The organism is Erwinia sp. INIA01 (genome assembly GCF_025947915.1).
GTDB lineage: Bacteria > Pseudomonadota > Gammaproteobacteria > Enterobacterales > Enterobacteriaceae > Erwinia > Erwinia coffeiphila.
Window position 1 is genome coordinate 1 of sequence record NZ_JAPDNC010000022.1, and the last position, 20,580, is coordinate 20,580.

Here is a 20,580-nt window from a genome sequence, read left to right on the forward strand (position 1 = left end):
TCGGACCGGCTCAGACGGCACATCCGTGTGCCGACCGAGCCTTGCGCCCGCGTCCTGCGGGCTTATCCTGGCTTCCTCTCTCCGTTCAGCGCTGTGGATTGCCAGTCGTGGCAGCCCCCCGTCAGCGCCGTGATTGCAGAGCTGTGTTCAGGTAAAAGATATTCCTGCTATTGATTTGCGATATCGGATGCCAGCCAGAGTAATGGCAAAGGTAATACCTGATAGACACCGATGGTGAGGGTAATTTCAGTTAATCTGAATGGTGTTTTCTGGCGATTTTGTGGCCTACGCCGACGGGGGGTTGCCACGACTGGCGGGTCCTCGCGCCACGCGTGGCGTGGTGCCTTCACTGCGTTCGTCAGCCTGTCGGAGCGGCTCAGATGGCACATCCGTGTGCCGACCGAGCCTTGCGCCCGCGTCCTGCGGGCTTATCCTGTCTTCCTCTCTCCGTTCAGCGCTGTGGATTGCCAGTCGTGGCAGCCCCCCGTCAGCGCCGTAATTGCAGAGTTGTGTTCAGGTAAAAGATATCCCTGCTATTGATTTGCGATATCGGATGCCAGCCAATGCTGTGCCAACCTAAGTTTGCGTCTGCTTCCTACGTTCGTACTCTGGCTTCCTTTTTTTGTTCAGCACTCAAATTGCCAGACAGCAAAACCAGTCTGCTGAATGCCCCTTTAAAGCGACGAAAAAATCCGGAATGGGGCACAGCCCTGGCGGCGGCTGAAGGGCAATCCGCAGCGCTGAGGTGGAAGCGGATGGCCAGGAGACGCCAGCAGGGAAGCTGGCGTCAGGCGGGGTCGCTACATGGACGTAGCGTCTCTGCCGGTCCGACAGGCCAGTAGCTGTAACCGAAGGCACCACGCAGCGCGTGGCGCGAGGACCGGCCGGCAGCCGTCGCCAGGGCTGGGAACCTGGCTCAATTTTAACAGCAACTGTACCTGATCAATGGCCAGGCTTTCTCCACCAATCCCACCGCGACAAATCCCATCACATCCCATCGCTTTACACCTGTCCACTCAACCACATACCGAACAGGTGACAGCTGTAACACTCCCCAGGCAGCGAACGCCTTCACCCTATTAATAACCATCTGAATCACAATGTTTTAACTTTTATTTTACATATATGGCACAACCCTTGCGTTATCTCTGCCAGTTGATTATGGAGAGACGCAAATGATACACAGCCACGCGCCACGCCCCTGGGTCGGCATCATCGCTAACCCGGTATCCGCTCGCGACATCCGCCGCGTCGTCGGCCATGCCGGCACGCTGCCGCTGGCCGAACGCGTCAACCTGCTCCTGCGCCTGATGGCCTCACTGGCCGCCTGTGGCATCGGCGAAGTCCGCATGATGCCGGATCGCGAAGGGCTGCGGGCACTGCTGCTGCGTGAACTGGCCCAGCGCCCGGACTGGCGACTGCCGCAGTTGGACTGGTTGCCCGGCACGGTCACCGCCACCGTACAGGACACCTTCGAAGCGGCGAAATGGATGCAGCAGGCAGGTGCAGCCGCCATCGTCGTGCTCGGCGGTGACGGCACCCATCGCGCCGTGGCCCGCCACTGCGGCGAAGTCCCCATCGTCGGCCTCTCAACCGGCACCAATAACGCCTGGCCGGAAATGCGCGAACCGACGGTGCTCGGCCTGGCGCTCGGGCTCTACGCCAGCGGCCGCATCCCGGTAGAAAAAGCGCTGGTGTGGAACAAATGGCTGGACATCGTTATCACCGAATCCGATGGAACCCTGCGCCGCGATATCGCGCTGGTCGATGCCGCTATCACCGGCGAACAGTTTATCGGCGCGCGATCGATATGGAGTACCGGCGCGCTCTCCCAGCTTTTCCTCAGCTTTGCCGAACCGCAGGCGGTGGGGCTGTCGGCCATCGGCGGCCTGCTTCAGCCCGTGGGCCGCCGCGAAAACGACGGCCTGCAAATCACCTTTGGGTCCGGTGGCTGCCGTCTGCTGGCCCCCGTTGCGCCCGGTGTCCTCAGCGAAGTCGACATCGCCCACTGGCAGCCCCTGCAGCACGGCGTGCCGCAGCCGACCCTGCTGCGCCAGGGAGTGATCGCCGTCGACGGTGAGCGCGAACTCAGCTTCAACCCGACGCAGCGCGTCATCATCTCCCTGCGCGAGCGCGCCTTCCGCTCGCTCGATATCAATGCCTGCCTGCACTACGCCGCCCAGGCTCAATTACTGCGTCACGGTGCCTGACCGGCCGTGATGCGTATCCACCCGACCATCTGGAGAACACTATGAACACCAGAGAAGCAAGCAATCCCGGCAGCCAGCTCAGCGCTGAGCAGCTGCTGAACGTTTATCGTCGTATGCGCACTATCCGCGATTTCGAAGAGCGCCTGCACGTCGACTTCTCGCGCGGCGATATTCCCGGCTTCGTCCATCTTTACGCCGGGGAAGAGGCCACCGCCGTGGGCATCCTCTCGCATCTGGGCGACGGCGATCGTATCGCCAGTACCCACCGCGGCCACGGGCATTGCATCGCCAAGGGCGTGGACGTCATTGCGATGATGAAGGAGATCTACGGTAAAACCGGCGGTGCCTGCAACGGCAAGGGTGGATCGATGCACATCGCCGATCTCAGCAAGGGCATGATGGGTGCCAACGGCATCCTGGGCGCGGGGGCACCGCTGGTCTGCGGCGCGGCGCTGGCGGCGAAGTTTCGCGGCAAGGGCGAAATCGGCATCACCTTCGCCGGGGACGGCGCGGCCAACCAGGGCACCTTCCTTGAAAGCCTGAATCTGGCGGCTGTGTGGAATCTGCCGGTGATCTTTGTGATTGAAAACAACGGCTATGCGGAGGCGACTTCGCGCAGCTACGCCACGGCGGTAGACAGCTACGTAGACCGTGCAGCGGGCTTTGGCCTGCCGGGTGTGACCGTTGACGGCACCGACTTCTTTGCGGTGTATGAAACCGCCGGAGAGCTGATCCGCCGCGCGCGGGAAGGCGGCGGCCCCGCGCTGCTGGAGTGCAAAATGGTCCGTTTCTACGGCCACTTTGAAGGTGATGCGCAGACCTATCGCGGGCGCGACGAGCTGGAGTATATCCGCGCGAATCAGGACTGCCTCAAGCTGTTTCGCGCGCAGGTGGAGGGCGCTGGCGTGGTCAGTACGGCGGCGTTTAACGATGTTGACCGCGAGGTGGCCGCGCTGATTGAGCAGGCGGTTCAGGAGGCGAAAGCGGCACCGGAACCGGATGCTGACGACCTGTTATCCGATGTCTATGTAAGCTACTGAGGGTTCGATCATGGCGCGTAAATTAAGCATGAAAATGGCGATCAACGAAGCGATCGATCAGGAAATGGCTCGCGACCCGAGCGTGATTATGCTGGGTGAGGATATTGTCGGCGGCATGGGCGGCGACGGCGAAAAAGATGCCTGGGGCGGCGTGCTGGGGGTGACCAAGGGGCTGTATGCCAAACACGGCGACCGACTGCTGGATACGCCGCTGTCGGAATCGGCCTATGTGGGCGCGGCGGTGGGCGCGGCGGCCTGCGGCATGCGTCCTATCGCCGAGCTGATGTTTATCGATTTTATGGGCGTCTGCTTTGACCAGATCTTCAACCAGGCGGCCAAGTTCCGCTATATGTTCGGCGGCAAGGCCGAAACCCCGGTAGTGATCCGCGCAATGGTCGGGGCCGGATTCCGCGCTGCTGCCCAGCACTCGCAGATGTTGACGCCGATCTTTACCCATATTCCCGGCCTGAAAGTGGTCTGCCCGAGCACGCCCTATGACACCAAAGGCATGCTGATTCAGGCCATTCGCGATAACGATCCGGTGATCTTCTGTGAGCATAAAAACCTCTACGGCCTGGAAGGCGACGTGCCGGAAAAACCCTATGCCATTCCGTTTGGCGAAGCCAGCATCGTGCGCGACGGCAGCGACGTATCGATTATCACCTACGGCCTGATGGTGCACCGTGCGCTGGATGCGGCGCAGCAGCTGGCGAAACAGGGCATCGACGTGGAGGTGGTGGATCTGCGTTCGCTGTCGCCGCTGGATGTCGATACGGTGATTGAAACGGTGGAAAACACCGGGCGGCTGGTGGTGGTGGATGAAGCCCATCCGCGCTGCAATATCGCTACTGATATCTCCGCGCTGGTGTGCCAGCAGGCATTTAGCGCACTGAAAGCACCGATTGAGATGGTCTGCGCGCCGCATACCCCGGTGCCGTTCTCGCCTTCGCTGGAGGATCGCTACATCCCCAGCGCCGAGCGGATTATTGAAGCGGTGAAACGCACCCTGGGCTACAGAGGAAAACAGTGATGAGCGAAACAACAATCACCCCGGTGGTGATGCCCAAGTGGGGGCTGTCGATGCGCGAAGGCACGGTTAACGAGTGGCTGGTGGAGGTGGGCGATGAGATCGTCACCGGTATGCCGATTCTTAATGTGGAAACCGATAAAATCGCCAACGCGGTCGAGGCCACCGATGCCGGTATTCTGCGGCGCAAAGTGGCGGAAGAGGGCGACGTGCTGCCGGTCAAGGCACTGCTTGGCGTAATGGCGCCGGAGGCGGTCAGCGATGCGCAGATCGACGCGTTTATTGCAGACTGGGTGGTTCCGGCGACGGATGATGACGAAGACGAGCAGGTTTCATCCGACCGTTATATTGTGGTAAACGGCCTGCGGGTGCGATATATCCGCCAGGGTGACGGCGATGATACGGTGCTGTTTATTCACGGCTTCGGCGGCGATCTGAATAACTGGCTGTTCAACCTCGATGCCTTCCCGGAATCGACGGTGGTGGCGCTGGATCTCCCCGCACACGGCCAGACAGAAACCCGGCTGACCGGCAGCAGCCTGAGCGATCTGGCGGCGTTTGTCGCTGACTTTATGCAGGCGCTGGACCTGCCCGCCGCACATCTGGTCGGGCATTCGCTTGGCGGTGCTATTGCCGCGCAGCTGGCGCTGGATGCGCCGCAGCGCGTGCGTTCGCTGTCGCTGATCGGCAGCGGTGGCTTTGGCGAAGAGGTGAATGAAGCCTACACTCAAGGCTTTATCGATGCCCAGTCGCGGCGCGATCTCAAACCGGTTGTGGAATTACTGTTTGCCGATACGGAATTAGTCAGTCGCCAGATGCTGGATGATTTGCTTAAATACAAACGGCTTGATGGCGTCAGCGATTGTCTGCAACAGCTTCAGGACAGCCTGTTCTCGGGCGGGAAGCAGTCTTCACAGCCGGGTCAGCAGCTCAACGGCAGCGTGCCGCTGCTGCTGATATGGGGTGAAGACGATGCGATTATCCCGGCGCACCATGCCGATAATGCCCCAGCGGGCAGTCGGGTCGAGCGGATTAGCGGGGCCGGGCATATGCCGCAGATGGAGAAGGCGGCGGAGGTGAACCGGCTGTTACAGCAGCATACGGGTAGTGAATAAAGGTACCAGATGAAGGATGCTTCCCCGGCCGCCGATTTCGGCGGCTCGTTTTCTCTGCTTTCCCCACGGCTGATGTTTAGCGCCGATCCCACGCTAGCCGAGGCCGGGCTGTACGCCCGCGCTGCGGCTGGTGAAGCGGTGGCGCTGCTGTGGCATTCGCCGCCGTCGCTGGTCGTGCCGGGCAGCTATAAGCGCTTCGCCGGGCTGGATGAGGTGAGGGCGCAGTTCGCTGATGCCGGCTGCCCGGTGTTTTTACGCAAGTCCGGCGGCGGGCTGGTGCCGCAGGGGCCGGGGATTATCAACATCAGTCTGGCCTATCCGATGTGGCGCACGCTGGGCGAGGCGGCGGAGGGTGTGTACGAACATCTCTGCGATATGCTGAGCGATGCGCTGCTGGATTTGGGTGTGCCGACAGGGTGGCAGGCGGTGGAAGGGTCGTTCTGCGACGGGCGGTACAATCTGGCCTGCGGTGAGGGCGATGCTGCTCGCAAGATTGCCGGTACGGCGCAGTACTGGCAGTCGGTGGCGAATCAGCCCGTCGACGGGCCGCGCTGTCATGTGGTGCTGGCGCATGCGGTGCTGCTGGTGGATGTGGATTTGGCGCAGGCGCATCAGTATGCCAATCGGTTTGAGGCGGCGCTGGGCAGCGGGCGTTTTTATCAGGCGTCGAAGACGGTGAGTGTGGCGCAGATGCTGTCGGATGCGGATATGTATTTGCGGGAGGAGATGGTGGATGCGCTGCTGGCGGCGATTGGTCGTGCGGGTGTTCCGCGGCAGCGATAGGGGTAATAATCGTTCGCTGGTTCGCTGGTTCGCTGGTTCGCTGGTTCGCTGGTTCGCTGGTTCGCTGGCGGATCGGGGATCGCGCTGACCGGCGGATCCCGCAGTCGGGCGGGTCCTCGCGCCACGCGTTGCGTGGTGCCTTCACTTCGTGCGTCAGCCTGTCGGACCGCCACAGACGGGCCGTCCTGGCCCGGCTGCGACTTTCACCCGCGTCCATGCGGGTGAATCCTGGCTTCCTTTCTGCGTTCAGCGCTGCGGATTACCCGATTGCGGGACCCGCCGGTCTGCGCTTTGATACGGGTGTCGTCTGCTTAAGGCTAAAAGCTGAAAGACGATGTTCGGAATGTATCTACTTTGAGTTTCCTCTCTTTCCTTTGGTAGTTTTTATTGCTCTTCAGACCCACCGGCTGCGCCTGTGCGACAAAGGCATCTTCTCCGCTACAGTCAGATGTTAAGTAACTGATTACACAATATAGAAAATGCTGGTTAAGTCGCATCCGGTGTATGATGGGGAAATAACCATCATAAGTTCAGGGAGAACAGGATGAAAATGGTGCTGCCAATTGACGGCTACCGTTCGGCAAAGGAGTTCATGGAGGCCATGCAAGGGAGTGAGGGAGACACTCACTGGCTGATGAAGCAGGCTGAGCACTGGCATGGTGGTATTCATCTCTGTGATGGCTTTGCCAGTAATACCGTCTTTAAAACGGACAGTCACGGCCTGAAATGCATGACCGATGGTCAGGTGGTGGCCTGGCGGCTGAATGACGATTATCAGACGGTAACATATGGCAAAAAGACGCTGAAATTCAGCTCCACCTTCGTCCTCATCAAGTCCACCTGTACCCCGGATAAAGACAAGCCCGATAATGCGCTGGATTTCTTTACGTTGTGGATGCAGATAGCTCCTATGTCTGAATATGGCATTACGGATACGCCGACCGCGACCGTGACCGCCAGTACGCTGAAAATTCGTCAGGACAACACCTCTCCCGGCTGGATACGCAGCGGGCTGAGGGAGGGAGTCAACGTTCCTCGTGATGCGCTGCGTTACTATGAGGTACCGCAGGATACGCATACCACCCTGCCACGTGGTTCCGTGGTGGAGATTAAGCAGGAGGCTTCATTCCTGTTGAACGGCAAGCCGGCCCCTTTTATTTTCGTGTCCGTGGTGTCGGTACCAGAAGCCACGAAAAGCGGATTATCAGTCGGGGAATCCGGCTGGATTTCCGGGCTGGATAAGTTTGTGAGGCGACAGGGCAATGCGTCGCCGGCGTGGATGCAGGTAGCCCGTCAGTACGGGGTGTTTAATAAGGTGGTGACGGTGTCCGGCGAGGATGCGCTGACGGTGAAAGCCGGGGAGATTATCGGTCACCTGAGTCTGAACGAACGTCCGTCTGGCGGACCACTGCACTTCTGTCATCTGGAGGTTTTCAGCCAGGATACCCGGATGAAAGATTTTCTGGCTAACAAGGCCGGGGTGACGACCGGTGCGGCAGAGCTGCACACGCTGGCGGATAAAACGCGCTGGAAGCACCGAGAGCAGGACAATTCGTTTGTTGTGGCCGGCGTGGGGGGAGACCCTTCCCCCACAACCGCAGAGCGATACACCCCGGAAAGCGAGTGTCGCCAGCTGGAAGCAGATGGAAAGACCTGGTATTACATTCCGGGCGAACTGGCATGGATGGCGGCGGAAGACGTGGAGAGAGCGAACCAGTTCGATCTCGAAAAGCGGGGATTCATGCCACTGGAGCAGGAGGATGCGCCAGAAAGCATTTTCCAGACGCCGAAAGAGAGCTGGCTGCACCAGGTGTACGGGCAGCTGGAAGCGCTGGCCCGGAGTGAAACGCGGGATATGTATTCCTCGAGCTACACCGAGCAGTACCAGAAGCTGCTGAAACAGATGGATCTGAACCAGGATGGTGTGATTGATGCCGGCGAACTGTGGCGATTTCTGCACAACTCGCAGCCGCATATCCAATATCAGGTGCAGCGCTTTGTGGTGAAACACCACAGCGAATGGCTGAAGGATGGCATGTCAGCTCTGTGGCAGGCCGCACTGAATGAACAGGCAAAGAAGTACCCGGACATGGCACTGTATAACCGTGATTTCATCAATAAACTGGTGTGGATGAAGGATGTACCGGAGATCCGCAGCAGCGAAGCGTTGTGGCATATGCATCCGATTGTGTTTCTTGATGCTATTGCGGTGAAACGTGATAAGAAAACAAATAGGCCCAAGAATGTTCAAGATTTTCTTGATATGGCTTCAGAGGCTGCAATGTCTACAGCGTCTAAATGGGGCATTCCGGCATCCGTGTTGCTTGCCCAGTCAGCTTTAGAGTCTGGTTGGGGATTGCATGTAAAAAATAATGCGTATTTCGGTATAAAAGGAAAATCTCCCTCGGGAAATAGTGTTTCATTTGGAACGACTGAGGTTATAAATGGGAAAGTTATTCATATAAATGATACTTTTAGAGCATATTCTAATTATGCTGAATCTGCAGATGATTACGGTCATTTCTTAAGTGGCAACAAACGATATAAACCAGCATTTTTGTACATAGAGCAGCCTAATGAGTTTATAACTGAAGTGGCTAATGCAGGATATGCCACCGATCCTAATTATGCAACAAAACTTATTCATTTAATGAGGAGGTATGATTTCTATGAATTTGATAAATAAAATTTTACTTGTTTTTTCAATTGTTTTTAGTTTCTCAGCATGTGGGGCTACTCGCGATGAGTTGACGCTTAAGGTGTATAACGCCATTTATGATAATGCACTTACATCAGTGAAAGGTGAGTGCTTGAGTTTCGATATTGATGAAGGTTATACGGATTATTATTTTATATCTGTAAAGGAAAATCATTCAAAAGTAGAGTGCCCTGGTGATGATAGTGTTTCGGCTAAAATTTTTGACATGAAAATAGATAAAAAAACCGGTCTCATATATACGGATGAAGGTAGTGATGATGACGTATTTAGAGAGTTGAAAAATGATGACGCACAATGTGGTGAGTTAAATAATATAGCCACGAAAAATGGTGAGCAGATTTCATCTGAGAACTCAGGGTATAAAGTTAGTGCTGGTAGATCTTATTTTTATACTGCCCCGAATGAGAAATGCAAAAAAAAGGATCTATTTATAGTTAAAAATAACATGGTTAATGCTTACCTTAATTATAATAATTTTTCCTCAGTTATTTATTTTAAAAAGAATGGGGAGTCAGTAAGTGGTTGGCTTCATACTGACTCAATCACTGCGACAGGAAAACAAATTGGGCCAAGACAATGAGAAAGAAAGGATCTCGAGAAGATCCTTTCTTTCAACGCATGATCTGTTGCTCTGTAAGTGAAAAAACGAGCCTGTACATCAATTTGTGTAATTACCTCCGTAACCTCCACAGTTTCCATGATTACTGCCAGTGCAAGAAAACGCCTGATCTGTGCTCGTAATACAGCGAGAAATTTGCCAAAAGGGATGCAGTCTGTACGGTTGGCGGGTAATCCGCAGCGCTGAGGCGAAAGCAGCAGGCCAGGAGACGCCAGCAGGACGCTGGTGTCAGGCGGAGTCGGTACAAGGAAGTACCGTCTTCGCCGGTCCGACCGGCCGGATGCTGTAGTCGAAGGCACCACGCATGCGTGGCGCGAGGACCGGCCGCCAGCCGTACAGACTGCCTCCCGACCCACAGCCTCCCCACAAAAAAAGCCACCGTCGCAATGACAGTGGCTTTATCAGCTCTTCAACCCACCAAACGGTGGACTAACAAAAACTTACTGCGGTGGACGCACCAGAATCTTAACCTGCTGCTTCTCTTTCACCAGCGCATCAAAACCTTGCTCAACCAGATCGGCCAAATCAATACGCTTGGTCACCAGCTTATCCGCCTGGAAATAACCCTGAGTCATCAGATCCATTACCGCCGGGAAAATATGACGGTAGGCGATAATGCCCTTAATGTTGCGCTCGGCCAGCACCACCTTGTTCGGATGGAATGACGCTTCGCCTTCCCAGATAGACACAATAATGGTTTCGCCTTCGTAGCGGGTGCTGTCGATACACTGCTTCAGCACCACCGGCACGCCGGTCACTTCGAACGACACGTCAACGCCGCCGTTGGTCAGCTCGCGAATACGCGCAACCGCATCTTCTTTGCTCGGATCGATAACCAGACGTGCGCCCAGCTCGCGCGCTTTCTCTGAACGCTGCGGCGACAACTCAACCACATAGATCTCTGCCGCACCGGCTGCGCGCAGCGCTTCGATCACCAGCAGGCCAATCGGACCCGCGCCGAACACCACCGCTTTATCACCGGCTTTCAGCTTGCTCATGCGCACCGCGTGCAGCGCAACGGCCGCAGGCTCAACCAGCGCACCCTGCTCGTAGGAAAGGGAGTCTGGCATACGGTGAACCATGTGCTCAGCAACCACGGTGAAGGAGGAGAAACCGCCGCCGCCGCCGGACAGGCCGTGGAAGCCCAAATCGCCACACAGGTTGTATTTGCCTTCGCGGCAGGCTTCACACTCCTGGCAGGAGAGGATCGGCTCAACCACCACGCGGTCACCGGCTTTGAATTTGGTGACGCCGCTGCCCACTTCTACCACTTCACCCGAAAATTCATGGCCCATCACGATAGGTGCGATATCGCCGCTGATTTTATGCGGCTTTTCTACCGGCACAAAAATCGGGCCGGCAAGATATTCGTGCAGATCGCTGCCGCAGATCCCGGTCCACGCGACTTTGATTTTTACCTTCCCTGCGGAAACCGTCGGTTCCTCAATATCATCAATACGAATGTCGCGAGCCTGATACCAACGTGCTGCTTTCATAGTTATTCCCCTGAGATTGGCTTTAAACCTGTCCATTGCCGTGGTGTCAGCAGGGCCGGAGCAGGTACTCGCGCTGGAGAATGCGAAAGGCGTGCCACAAAATATGATTAAAATAAAAATCATAAAATTCATCATCTTAAAAGTGATGCAGTGGCGTTGCAGGTGTAACGATATGGACGGGTGTAACAGGTGCACCGTTACAGGTGTAACGCGTGTGCGAATAAAAAAAACCGTAGGCGTGTTGAAAAGTAGTCGGACAATATTGAAGGGCTAAGGGGACGCGGTGAATAGTGATAGCTGAAGATGTTATCGTCGATGCGGATCTGGGAACGACGGGACAGCTTCTGCTCAAATATCTTGACAAGGTCGTCTTGCCAAAGATGTGGGAGGTTTGTCCAGATACGCTGCGCCGCGATGCTGAGTATCGTTGAGATGTAATTGTCATACGAACAACAATACTTATCCGCAAACTAACGAGCACGCCATAGGGACGTCTTTATGCCCATTACCGTGATCCTGATACACAACAAGTTTCAGGCCGATGCGATATGCCGCTCGCTTGAAGTCTTCACGACCGTGCGTGAGCATGATGCGTGCGTATTCGACCTTATAGATTTCAGAGAACGTGCAGGTGGCAACAAGCGGTGCATGTTGCGATAGTCAAACCATTTCGTCGCAAATAGCTCCGTCTCAACGGCGCAGCGGGACAGTCCGATGTTCTCGGATACCCACCTGTCCATGTCTGAGGTTGTCATCTCGCGCGTGAACTCGTCCTTCTCGCCGTCTGGTGTGCCTAATAATCTTTCCACGCCTAAATAAAATTTTACTTACTATTGAGCGCAGATGATAAACGCTGGCGTGGGGTTTTAAAAACGGAAAAGACAGGTTGTTGAGGGGTGAGGATGAGGCGGTAAATCATAGCCTTATTCTGAGCGTTTTTTATGGGTACTATTTTCAGCTCAGCGAGGAATTCGTGGACAAGCCGTTTTTGCAGTGCGCGCAATAAGAAACTATGCTAAATGTTGTATTGAACCTATCTATGTGACGAGAGGGAGTGATGAGAAAAAATAAGCAAAGTCTTCTTGCTGAAAAGGTAGTAGCTAAGACGGATAATAGCAATAAACCAGAAAAGAAGCGAAAAGAGAAAGTCGTTCTCTCTAGTCTCCGAGGTAAGAAAGTGTCAGGGTATTTGAAATGCGACAGGTGCAAGGTGATTCATTTAGAAAACTGGATCTATTCATACACGGATGGTACGACAAAACGACTTTGCCGCTTCTGTAAAGGCTTTGATTTGGATAAAGCAAAAGGTATCAAGAGAGATTTATTAAATTATTGCGTTGATGGCTCTGCATTTGGAGGAAAGCGCCGTTAATACCTAATTAGTGACGTGTCAACCGGTTTGCCTGATTATCTTGGCAGAGTCCTGGTATCGACCTTAGCCTTTAGGGATTTTTTTTTGGTACCTCATAATATTAAAAAAAGAAAGAGATATGTAATAACTACAGGAGCAAGGTACTTAAAACTCACCCAGAAATTCAATTATAAATAAGGCGTATTGCGCCTTATTTATCTAGCGACATAACTGAATCAATCAGGCTTCACAGAAGTTACTTCACCGTCCTTAATAGTGATAATTTCCATGATGGTTACTATCTGAAGTATATAATTTTCATTCAAAGTCATCATGCCGTTGATTTTGCAATCCTCTGGCGAAAGGTTTTAAAATTCAAATTTACCTTGGGCATCAGTTGTAGTCTCAAACCGCCCCACCAAGGTACGAGAGTCTATTAGCGACAATTGTTGTGTATCATAGTTATAGTCCGGTGTATTTTTCAGATAGGATGTATGCGGAATAAGAGTTATTGAAACACCATCACCTATTTTTACATCACCACCATGAGTAACGCCGAAAATGTTGAAGGCGGAGAGCACGCTTCACTCTCCAGCCTTTAATCTCACCGGGCAGATGCCCGGCTAATGCTTAACGGAACGGCGGTTCGTTAAAGGTACGCAGCTTGCGCGAGTGCAGACGATCGCCCTCGGCGCGCAGCAGATCGATCGCGCGAATGCCGATTTGCAGATGCTCGGAAATCGCTCCTTCGTAGAAGCGGTTCGCCTGGCCAGGTAGCTTAATCTCCCCGTGCAGCGGCTTATCGGAGACGCACAGCAGCGTGCCGTACGGTACGCGGAAGCGATAGCCCTGTGCGGCAATGGTCGCACTCTCCATATCCACCGCCACCGCGCGGCTGAGGTTAAAGCGCAGCGCGGAGGCTGAATAGCGCAGCTCCCAGTTGCGATCGTCGGTGGTCACCACCGTACCGGTACGCAGCCGCTGCTTGACCTCTTCGCCCGGCATGCCGCTGACCAGCTTGGTGGCGTCGTACAGCGCGCGCTGCACTTCGGCAATGCTCGGGATCGGGATATCCGGCGGCAGCACCGCGTCCAGCACGTGATCGTCGCGCAGATAGGCGTGCGCCAGCACGTAGTCGCCGATGGTCTGGCTTTCGCGCAGCCCGCCGCAGTGGCCAATCATCAGCCAGGCGTGCGGGCGCAGCACCGCCAGGTGATCGCAGATAGTTTTGGCATTCGACGGGCCAACGCCGATATTCACCAGAGTGATCCCCTGGCCGTTTTTGGCGATCAAATGCCAGGCAGGCATCTGGTGCTTCTTCCACGCCAGATCGGAAACGGTCTGCTCCGGGTGCGGCGTATCGTGGGTGATGGTGATGCCACCGGCGCAGGACAGCGCCTGATACGGCGATTCGGGATCGGCGATCTGCTCGCAGGCCCACAGCACGAACTCATCGACGTAACGGGTGTAGTTGGTAAACAGCACGTAGGGCTGGAAATCTTCGACCGGCGTGCCGGTGTAGTGGCGCAGGCGCGCCAGCGAAAAGTCGGTGCGCAGCGCATCGAAGTGCGACAGCGGGAAGGTTTCACCTACAGCCAGCAGGCCGTCGGCGTTTTCATCGCCAATCTGCGACAGTTCGGTGGTCGGGAAGTGCTGGGCAATGCCCGCGCTCATGCTGCGATCCAGCGCCAGGCCGGAGCCGTCAATCACGTAAGGGAAGGGGATCTCCTGCTGCGACGGCAGTACCTCAATGGATACGCTGTATTCGCTGCTCAGCAGCTCCAGCTGCTCGCTCAGATAGTGGCGCGCCAGCGCCGGGCGGGTGACGGTAGTACTGTAGCATCCGGCGCGGGTAAAGCGGCCAAAGGCGCGAGTCAGGCGCTGGCTGGGGGCCACGCCGTCCCAGCTGACGCGCAGCTGCGGATAAACAAACAGCCCGCTGGCGCGGGCTGCGGCGTCCGGCAGGCTGCCGTCGGCAATAAAGGCGGTAATGGCATCGCGCAGGGCGGCGACGGCGGCATCGTACTGCGCTTCCAGCTTGTCCAGTGCCTCGGTAACCGACAGCGACTGGTTCTGAGAATAAGTCATTCAATCTCCTTACATCGTTTTCCCGTATTGCCAACAGCCTAACTGAAGATAACGACAAAAGGAGGGGATGCCGGAATTATTTATTGCGCTTAGCTGCTGTCACCCGGTTCGAAGGCGAATTTAATCTGCTCTTCCAGCGGTTGCGGCGCATCGTCGAGCATCGCCATCAGCCGCTGGCCCACCTGCTGGCCCAGTTTTTCATAGTTCAGCCGCATCGAGGTCAGCGACGGGAAGGTGTGATCGCAGTCGGTCGAACCATCCAGGCAGGCCACCGCCATATCGTAAGGCACCTTCAGCAGCCGCCGCTGGCATTCGGCCAGCACGCCGATGGCGATCTCTTCGTGGCTGCAAATAATCGCGTCCAGATCCGGCTGGTTTTGCAGCAGCTGACCGAGCGCAAAGCGGCCAAACTGCAGGCTCGGTGCATCCGGCACGGTGATCATCAGGTCGGCGTTCTGATAGTGCGCCAGCATCGCTCTGTGCCAGCCGTTCAGCTGCTGCTTATGCAGGCGGTTATCGGTCTGTGCGCCGATAAAGGCAATGCGGCGATAGCCTTTTTCCAGCAGCGTGCGGGTCAGCCGTTCGGCGGCGTCGCTGAAGGCAATATTCAGCGTCAGATCGGCGGAAAACTGCCCGGCTCCGCAGACGTTGACCGTCACCACTTCCGATGACTCCAGCATCTCGCAGGTTTTCGGCGACAGCTGTGCGGCGAACAGCACCAGCGCGGAAGGGCGATGCTGAAGCAGTTTTTCCACCAGCGGCGTTTCGCCGTACTGATGATATTCGTGGCAGGCCATGATTAGCTGAAACGGCTGATTGCTGAGGGTGTGCTGTAGCGCCTGCACGAAGCGGGTGCTGGCACGATCGTGCTGAAAAGGATAGAGCACCGCCACGGTATGCGACTGCTGGGAAGCCAGCGCGGCGGCGGCCTGATTGGTTACGTAGCCCAGTTCACGCACCGCCTGTTCCACTTTCCTCAAGGAGGCTTCAGAAACCTGCGACGGGTCACGCAGCGCGCGCGATGCGGTCATTTGCCCAACCCCGGCGTGGCGGGCCACATCCTGTAGGGTGACGCGCTGCTGCGGGCTGGCAGCCAGCTCGGCGGCGGGCGTGCTGGCTTCATAACCCAGTGCGCGGGCGGCTTTTTCAACTTCACTGCGGACTTTGTCTGACACCAGCTCCGGCGTGCGCATCACTCGCGACACCGTCATGACTCCAACGCCAACATAGTCAGCAACATCCTGTAGCGTCACGCGACCACTACTACGACGCTTTCGCATCCTGGTTCTCCTGAACGCTCTGTTACGCGGCGCTGCCGCGCAATGATTTACCCTGCTGACAGTGTGCCGTTCCGGATAAAAGACAACAACTGGTTAACCAGCAAATGATATGCCGATCACAGTTACTGATAGCTTTAACAGTTAGCGTTAACTTTTTAGATCTCTATCACATTATTCCGGGCGGTTCGACACTACTCTGCTCGGGCGAAAAGAGAGAGGTGACCGATAAATGTTGAAAGAACTCCTGACTGCTGACGTTGTGCAGATTGTACCAGCCTGTGAAGACTGGCGTCACGCAGTTGCGCTGTCCTGCCAGCCATTACGTGACAACGGTACGATCGAAGCCCGCTATGTTGAGGCTATCTACCGTTCGCATGAAGCGATTGGCCCGTACTATGTCGTTGGCCCCGGTATTGCCATGCCCCACGCTCGCCCGGAAGAAGGCGCGAATAAACTGGGCATCAGCCTGACGCTGGTGCAGCAGGGCGTGAACTTTGATTCCGAGGGCAATGACCCGGTGAAGCTACTGTTTGTGCTGGCGGCGACCGACAGCAACAGCCATATCGGCATTATCACCGCGCTCGCCGGGCTGTTTGACACGCCTGAAGATACCGACGCGCTGATGGCTGCCACCAGCGTTGAACAGATTTTATCCATTATTTCACGTTATTAAACGACCAGAGGAACAACATATGAAAATTACCGTGGTATGCGGCAATGGCCTGGGCACCAGCCTGATGATGGAAATGAGCATTAAAAATATCGTGAAGGATCTGGGCGTTGCGGCGGAAGTCGATCACGTGGACCTGGGTTCGGCAAAAGGCACCGCCAGCGATATCTTTGTTGGCACCAGCGATATCGCTGAGCAGCTGATTGCACAGCAGGTGGGCGGCAAAATCGTCTCTCTGCAAAACATGGTAGACAAAGCGGCGATGAAAGAGCGTATCTCCGCCGCACTGTCGGAACTCGGCGCGTTATAATCAGGAGCCATAATGGAATTCTTCCGTTTCTTAATGAGTGACGTGCTCTCCGAGCCGTCAATACTGGTTGGCCTGATTGCGCTGATTGGTTTGGTTGCACAGAAGAAACCCGCAACTGAAGTGATCAAGGGAACGGTGAAAACCGTGATGGGCTTCCTGATCCTCGGTGCCGGTGCCGGGCTGATTGTTTCTTCGCTGGGTGATTTTGCGGCGATCTTCCATCACGCCTTCGGTATTCCGGGCGTGGTGCCGAACAACGAAGCGATCGTGGCCGTGGCGCAGAAAAGCTTCGGTACAGAGATGGCGATGATTATGTTCTTCGCCATGGTGATTAACATCGCGATTGCCCGCTTTACCCCGTGGAAATATATCTTCCTGACCGGTCACCACACGCTGTTTATGTCGATGATGGTGGCAGTGATCCTGTCTACCGCCGGAATGCGCGGTGCCAGCCTGATTGCGGTCGGTTCGCTGGTGGTGGGCGTTTCGATGGTGTTCTTCCCGGCGATTATTCATCCGTATATGAAAAAAGTCACCGGTTCGGACGATGTTGCTTTCGGCCACTTCTCCTCAATCTCCCAGCTGCTGTCCGCGTTTATCGGCAGCAAGTTCGGTAATAAAGAGAAGTCCACCGAGGACATGCAGGTCCCGAAAAGCCTGCTGTTCCTGCGCGACACCCCGGTTGCTATTGCCTTCACCATGTTCTTTATCTTTATTTTCACCTGTCTGGTGGCCGGTCCGTCGGCGGTAAAAGAGATGAACGCCGGGGGCAAAAACTGGTTCATGTTCTCCCTGATGCAGTCGATTACCTTCGCCGCCGGTGTATATATCGTTCTGCAGGGCGTGCGTATGGTGATTGCCGAGATCGTTCCGGCGTTCAAAGGCATCTCCGACAAGCTGGTGCCAAATGCCAAACCGGCGCTCGACTGCCCGGTCGTGTTCCCTTACGCGCCAAACGCGGTGCTGGTTGGCTTCCTCAGCAGCTTCGTAGCCGGTGTTCTGGGCATGTTCCTGCTGTATGCGCTGAACATGACGGTGATTATTCCGGGCGTGGTGCCGCACTTCTTCGTCGGTGCCGCAGCGGGCGTGTTCGGTAACGCCACCGGCGGCCGTCGCGGTGCAATCCTCGGTGCCTTCACTAACGGTCTGCTGATCACCTTTATCCCGGTGTTCCTGCTGCCGGTACTGGGCAGCATCGGCCTGGCCAACACCACCTTCAGCGACTCTGACTTTGGTGCGGTTGGTATCCTGTTAGGGCTGATTGTGCGCTAATCGCTATCAGTGCCAGACTGACCGAAAAAGAGGCGAAGTTATCTTCGCCTCTTTTTTTATGCTCGTTTCTGCGGCCGCCGGTCAGCAAGGCCCGCGTGCTGCCGATCACGCGAAGTTATTTTTTCGGTCAGTAATGATACATTCACATTACTAAACAATAACCCACAAAAAATCACATCTTTTATTGAAATCAATAATCATTCTCATTAAATTGATTCCTCCCTTTTCCTTCCTCGCTCGTTTGTAAGACTCGTCACTATGAAAAAATCCCTGAAGTTTTCGCTGTTAAGCTCGCTTGTTGCCCTCGCCATTGCCGTGCCTGCGGTACAGGCTGAGCAACCCACCGCTGAAAAAACGCCGGATCGGAATCAGAAAGACTCGACCAATAAAGAAGATAAACTAACCATTGGTGAGAAGAGCAGCCAGGGCGATAACACCATGGTGGTGACCGCCAGAGAGCAAACGCTACAGGCACCCGGCGTGTCGATTATCGACAGCGAGGCGATCAAAAAGCATCCCATCCAGCGCGATGTCTCTGAGCTGATACGTACCATGCCCGGGGTCAACCTTACCGGAAACTCCAGCAGCGGCCAGCGCGGTAATAACCGTCAGATCGATATTCGCGGCATGGGGCCGGAAAACACGCTGATCCTGATCGACGGCATGCCGGTCAGCAGCCGCAACTCGGTGCGCTACGGCTGGCGCGGGGAGCGCGATACCCGGGGCGACAGCAACTGGGTGCCGCCAGAAATGATCGATCGTATTGAAGTGATCCGTGGACCGGCGGCGGCGCTGTACGGCAACGGCGCGATGGGCGGGGTGGTGAATATTATTACCAAACCGGCGGGCAACGACTGGCACGGCAGTTTTAACAGCTATTACAACGTTCCCGAGCATAAATCAGAAGGGGCCACCCGCCGCTATAACGCCAATCTGAGCGGCGCGCTGGCGGATAATCTGACGATGCGTATTTACGGTAACTGGAGCAAAACCCAGGCCGACGGGCAGAATATTAACGACGGCCATACGGCGGAACGCAGCGGCAAATATGCCGGGATGGTGCCAGCGGGGCGCGAAGGCGCGATCAATAAAAACATCAACGGCGTGCTGCGCTGGGAATTTCTGCCGAGGCAGGCGCTGGAGCTGGATGCCGGGTTCAGCCGTCAGGGCAACCTTTACGCCGGGGATACGCAAAACACCAACAGCAGCACGCTGGTGAAAGCCAACTACGGCAAAGAAACCAATATCATCTATCGCCAGACGCTGGCGCTGAAATACACCGGAGCCTGGGATAACGGCGTTACCACCAGTAACTACGTTCAGTTTGAGAAAACACGCAGTACCCGCCTGAATGAAGGGTTGTCCGGCGGGCTGGAGGGGCTGTTCAGCACCACCAGCGAAGGGTTTTCCACCATCAATCTGAACGATACCAACCTGCACTCCGAGGTAAATATTCCGTTTGATTTCGGCGTCAGTCAGACCGTTACCTTCGGGGCCGAAATGAATCATCAGACGATGAAAGATCCCACTTCCAATATTGTGACCACCACTTCTGAGGTCAACGGCGTGTCCAGTACCGACCGCAGCAGCTACAGCTCGGCGGATATCTATGGCGTCTACAGCGAAGACAATATCGATCTGACCGATTCAACCCGCCTGACGCCGGGGCTGCGTTATAACTATCAGTCGGTCACCGGCAGCAACCTCAGCCCGTCGCTGAACCTGTCGCAGGAGCTGGGCGATGACTTTACCCTCAAGCTGGGGATCGCCCGCGCCTGGAAAGCGCCAAACCTGTACCAGACTAACCCCAACTATCTGCTCTACAGCAGCGGTAACGGCTGTTACGCCAGCACCACCAGCTGCTATCTGCAGGGGAACCGCGATCTGAAGGCGGAAACCAGCGTTAACAAAGAGATCGGCATTGAATATCACCATGACGAAGTGCAGGCCGGACTGACCTGGTATCGCAACGACTACCACAACAAGATCGAGGCGGGCTACACGGCGGATTATTTCAACGGCACCTCTAACGTCTATAAATGGGAAAACGTGCCCGACGCGCTGGTGCAGGGGCTGGAGGGAACGCTGAACTTCCCGATTAGCGACAGCCTGAAGATGAATAACAATTTCACCTATATCATCGAAAATAAAAACAAAACCACCGGCGATTACCTGTCGATTATTCCGAAATACACCATTAATTCGACGCTGGACTGGCAGGCGACTAACGACCTGTCGTTACAGGGGACGTTGACCTGGTACGGCAGGCAGAAACCGCAGCAATATAACTCGCAGGGTGAAGCCACCTCAGGCAGTGAAAAATGGCAGGTGTCACCCTATACGGTGTTGGGCATGAGCGCGGTGTACAGCGTGAATAAAGCGGTGGACGTCACCGCCGGGGTGGATAATCTGTTCGACAAGCGGCACTTCCGTGAAGGTAATGCGTTAACCTCCGGGGCGAACGGCACCTACGCCTATGGCGCCGGGGCACGTACCTATAACGAATCGGGCCGGACTTACTATATGCAGCTGGGCATGCACTTCTGACGCACCGCGCGCGGCGTCTGCATCCGGGCGACGCGCGCTTTTTCAGGGAACAC

The 20,580-nt window shown here is 55.8% G+C and carries 16 protein-coding genes; 12 read left to right on the forward strand and 4 right to left on the reverse strand.

Features of this window, described 5'->3' with window-relative positions:
* Positions 1–1,175 precede the first annotated feature (1,175 nt).
* From OMR58_RS24945 to OMR58_RS24975, 7 genes are all read left to right on the forward strand, one after another.
* Positions 1,176–2,210, forward strand: coding sequence for an ATP-NAD kinase family protein (locus tag OMR58_RS24945; protein WP_264547235.1), 1,035 nt, complete (start codon positions 1,176–1,178; stop codon positions 2,208–2,210).
* A gap of 41 nt (positions 2,211–2,251) precedes the next feature.
* Positions 2,252–3,250 (forward strand): thiamine pyrophosphate-dependent dehydrogenase E1 component subunit alpha, encoded by a 999-nt coding sequence (locus tag OMR58_RS24950; protein ID WP_264547236.1) that lies wholly within the window; start codon positions 2,252–2,254, stop codon positions 3,248–3,250.
* 10 nt (positions 3,251–3,260) lie between these two features.
* Positions 3,261–4,280 (forward strand): alpha-ketoacid dehydrogenase subunit beta, encoded by a 1,020-nt coding sequence (locus OMR58_RS24955; protein WP_205067221.1) that lies wholly within the window; start codon positions 3,261–3,263, stop codon positions 4,278–4,280.
* Positions 4,280–5,392, forward strand: coding sequence for an acetoin dehydrogenase dihydrolipoyllysine-residue acetyltransferase subunit (locus OMR58_RS24960; RefSeq protein WP_264547237.1), 1,113 nt, complete (start codon positions 4,280–4,282; stop codon positions 5,390–5,392). Before OMR58_RS24955 ends, OMR58_RS24960 begins: the two co-directional genes overlap by 1 nt.
* A 9-nt stretch (positions 5,393–5,401) precedes the next feature.
* The gene (locus OMR58_RS24965) at positions 5,402–6,175 is read left to right on the forward strand and encodes a lipoyl protein ligase domain-containing protein (protein ID WP_444861345.1); all 774 of its coding nucleotides are present in this window, start codon (positions 5,402–5,404) and stop codon (positions 6,173–6,175) included.
* A gap of 544 nt (positions 6,176–6,719) precedes the next feature.
* Positions 6,720–8,861: a glucosaminidase domain-containing protein gene (locus tag OMR58_RS24970; RefSeq protein WP_264547238.1), complete on the forward strand. Its 2,142-nt coding sequence runs from the start codon at positions 6,720–6,722 to the stop codon at positions 8,859–8,861.
* A complete protein-coding gene (locus OMR58_RS24975) occupies positions 8,836–9,474 on the forward strand; it encodes a hypothetical protein (RefSeq protein WP_264547239.1) in 639 nt (212 codons plus the stop codon). Before OMR58_RS24970 ends, OMR58_RS24975 begins: the two co-directional genes overlap by 26 nt.
* A 479-nt stretch (positions 9,475–9,953) precedes the next feature.
* Here OMR58_RS24975 and OMR58_RS24980 read toward each other — a convergent pair whose 3' ends face one another.
* A complete protein-coding gene (locus OMR58_RS24980) occupies positions 9,954–11,009 on the reverse strand; it encodes a 2,3-butanediol dehydrogenase (RefSeq protein WP_105591545.1) in 1,056 nt (351 codons plus the stop codon).
* 1,057 nt (positions 11,010–12,066) lie between these two features.
* Between OMR58_RS24980 and OMR58_RS24985 the strand changes: the two genes are divergently transcribed.
* Entirely contained in the window at positions 12,067–12,381 is a 315-nt protein-coding gene (locus OMR58_RS24985) for a hypothetical protein (RefSeq protein ID WP_264547240.1), read from the forward strand.
* A 347-nt stretch (positions 12,382–12,728) separates the two neighbouring features.
* On the opposite strand, the gene OMR58_RS24990 is transcribed toward OMR58_RS24985, so the two are convergent.
* The 3 genes from OMR58_RS24990 to OMR58_RS25000 form a co-directional block, all read right to left on the reverse strand.
* On the reverse strand, positions 12,729–12,941 hold the full coding sequence (locus tag OMR58_RS24990) for a hypothetical protein (RefSeq protein ID WP_264547241.1): 213 nt from the start codon (positions 12,939–12,941) through the stop codon (positions 12,729–12,731).
* Positions 12,942–12,990: 49 nt separating this feature from the next.
* Positions 12,991–14,448, reverse strand: coding sequence for an AMP nucleosidase (locus tag OMR58_RS24995; RefSeq protein ID WP_200559795.1), 1,458 nt, complete (start codon positions 14,446–14,448; stop codon positions 12,991–12,993).
* Between the two features lie 89 nt (positions 14,449–14,537).
* Entirely contained in the window at positions 14,538–15,728 is a 1,191-nt protein-coding gene (locus tag OMR58_RS25000) for a LacI family DNA-binding transcriptional regulator (protein WP_200559794.1), read from the reverse strand.
* A gap of 229 nt (positions 15,729–15,957) precedes the next feature.
* On the opposite strand from OMR58_RS25000, the gene OMR58_RS25005 reads away from it, so the two are divergent.
* The 4 genes from OMR58_RS25005 (at position 15,958) to OMR58_RS25020 (ending at position 20,527) form a co-directional block, all read left to right on the forward strand.
* Complete coding sequence (locus tag OMR58_RS25005) at positions 15,958–16,401, forward strand: PTS sugar transporter subunit IIA (RefSeq protein ID WP_105591548.1); 444 nt, start codon at positions 15,958–15,960, stop codon at positions 16,399–16,401.
* Positions 16,402–16,420: 19 nt separating this feature from the next.
* Positions 16,421–16,708: a PTS sugar transporter subunit IIB gene (locus OMR58_RS25010; protein WP_105591549.1), complete on the forward strand. Its 288-nt coding sequence runs from the start codon at positions 16,421–16,423 to the stop codon at positions 16,706–16,708.
* 12 nt (positions 16,709–16,720) lie between these two features.
* On the forward strand, positions 16,721–17,980 hold the full coding sequence (locus tag OMR58_RS25015) for a PTS ascorbate transporter subunit IIC (protein WP_105591550.1): 1,260 nt from the start codon (positions 16,721–16,723) through the stop codon (positions 17,978–17,980).
* 258 nt (positions 17,981–18,238) lie between these two features.
* On the forward strand, positions 18,239–20,527 hold the full coding sequence (locus tag OMR58_RS25020; protein ID WP_264547242.1) for a TonB-dependent siderophore receptor: 2,289 nt from the start codon (positions 18,239–18,241) through the stop codon (positions 20,525–20,527).
* Positions 20,528–20,580 lie beyond the last annotated feature (53 nt).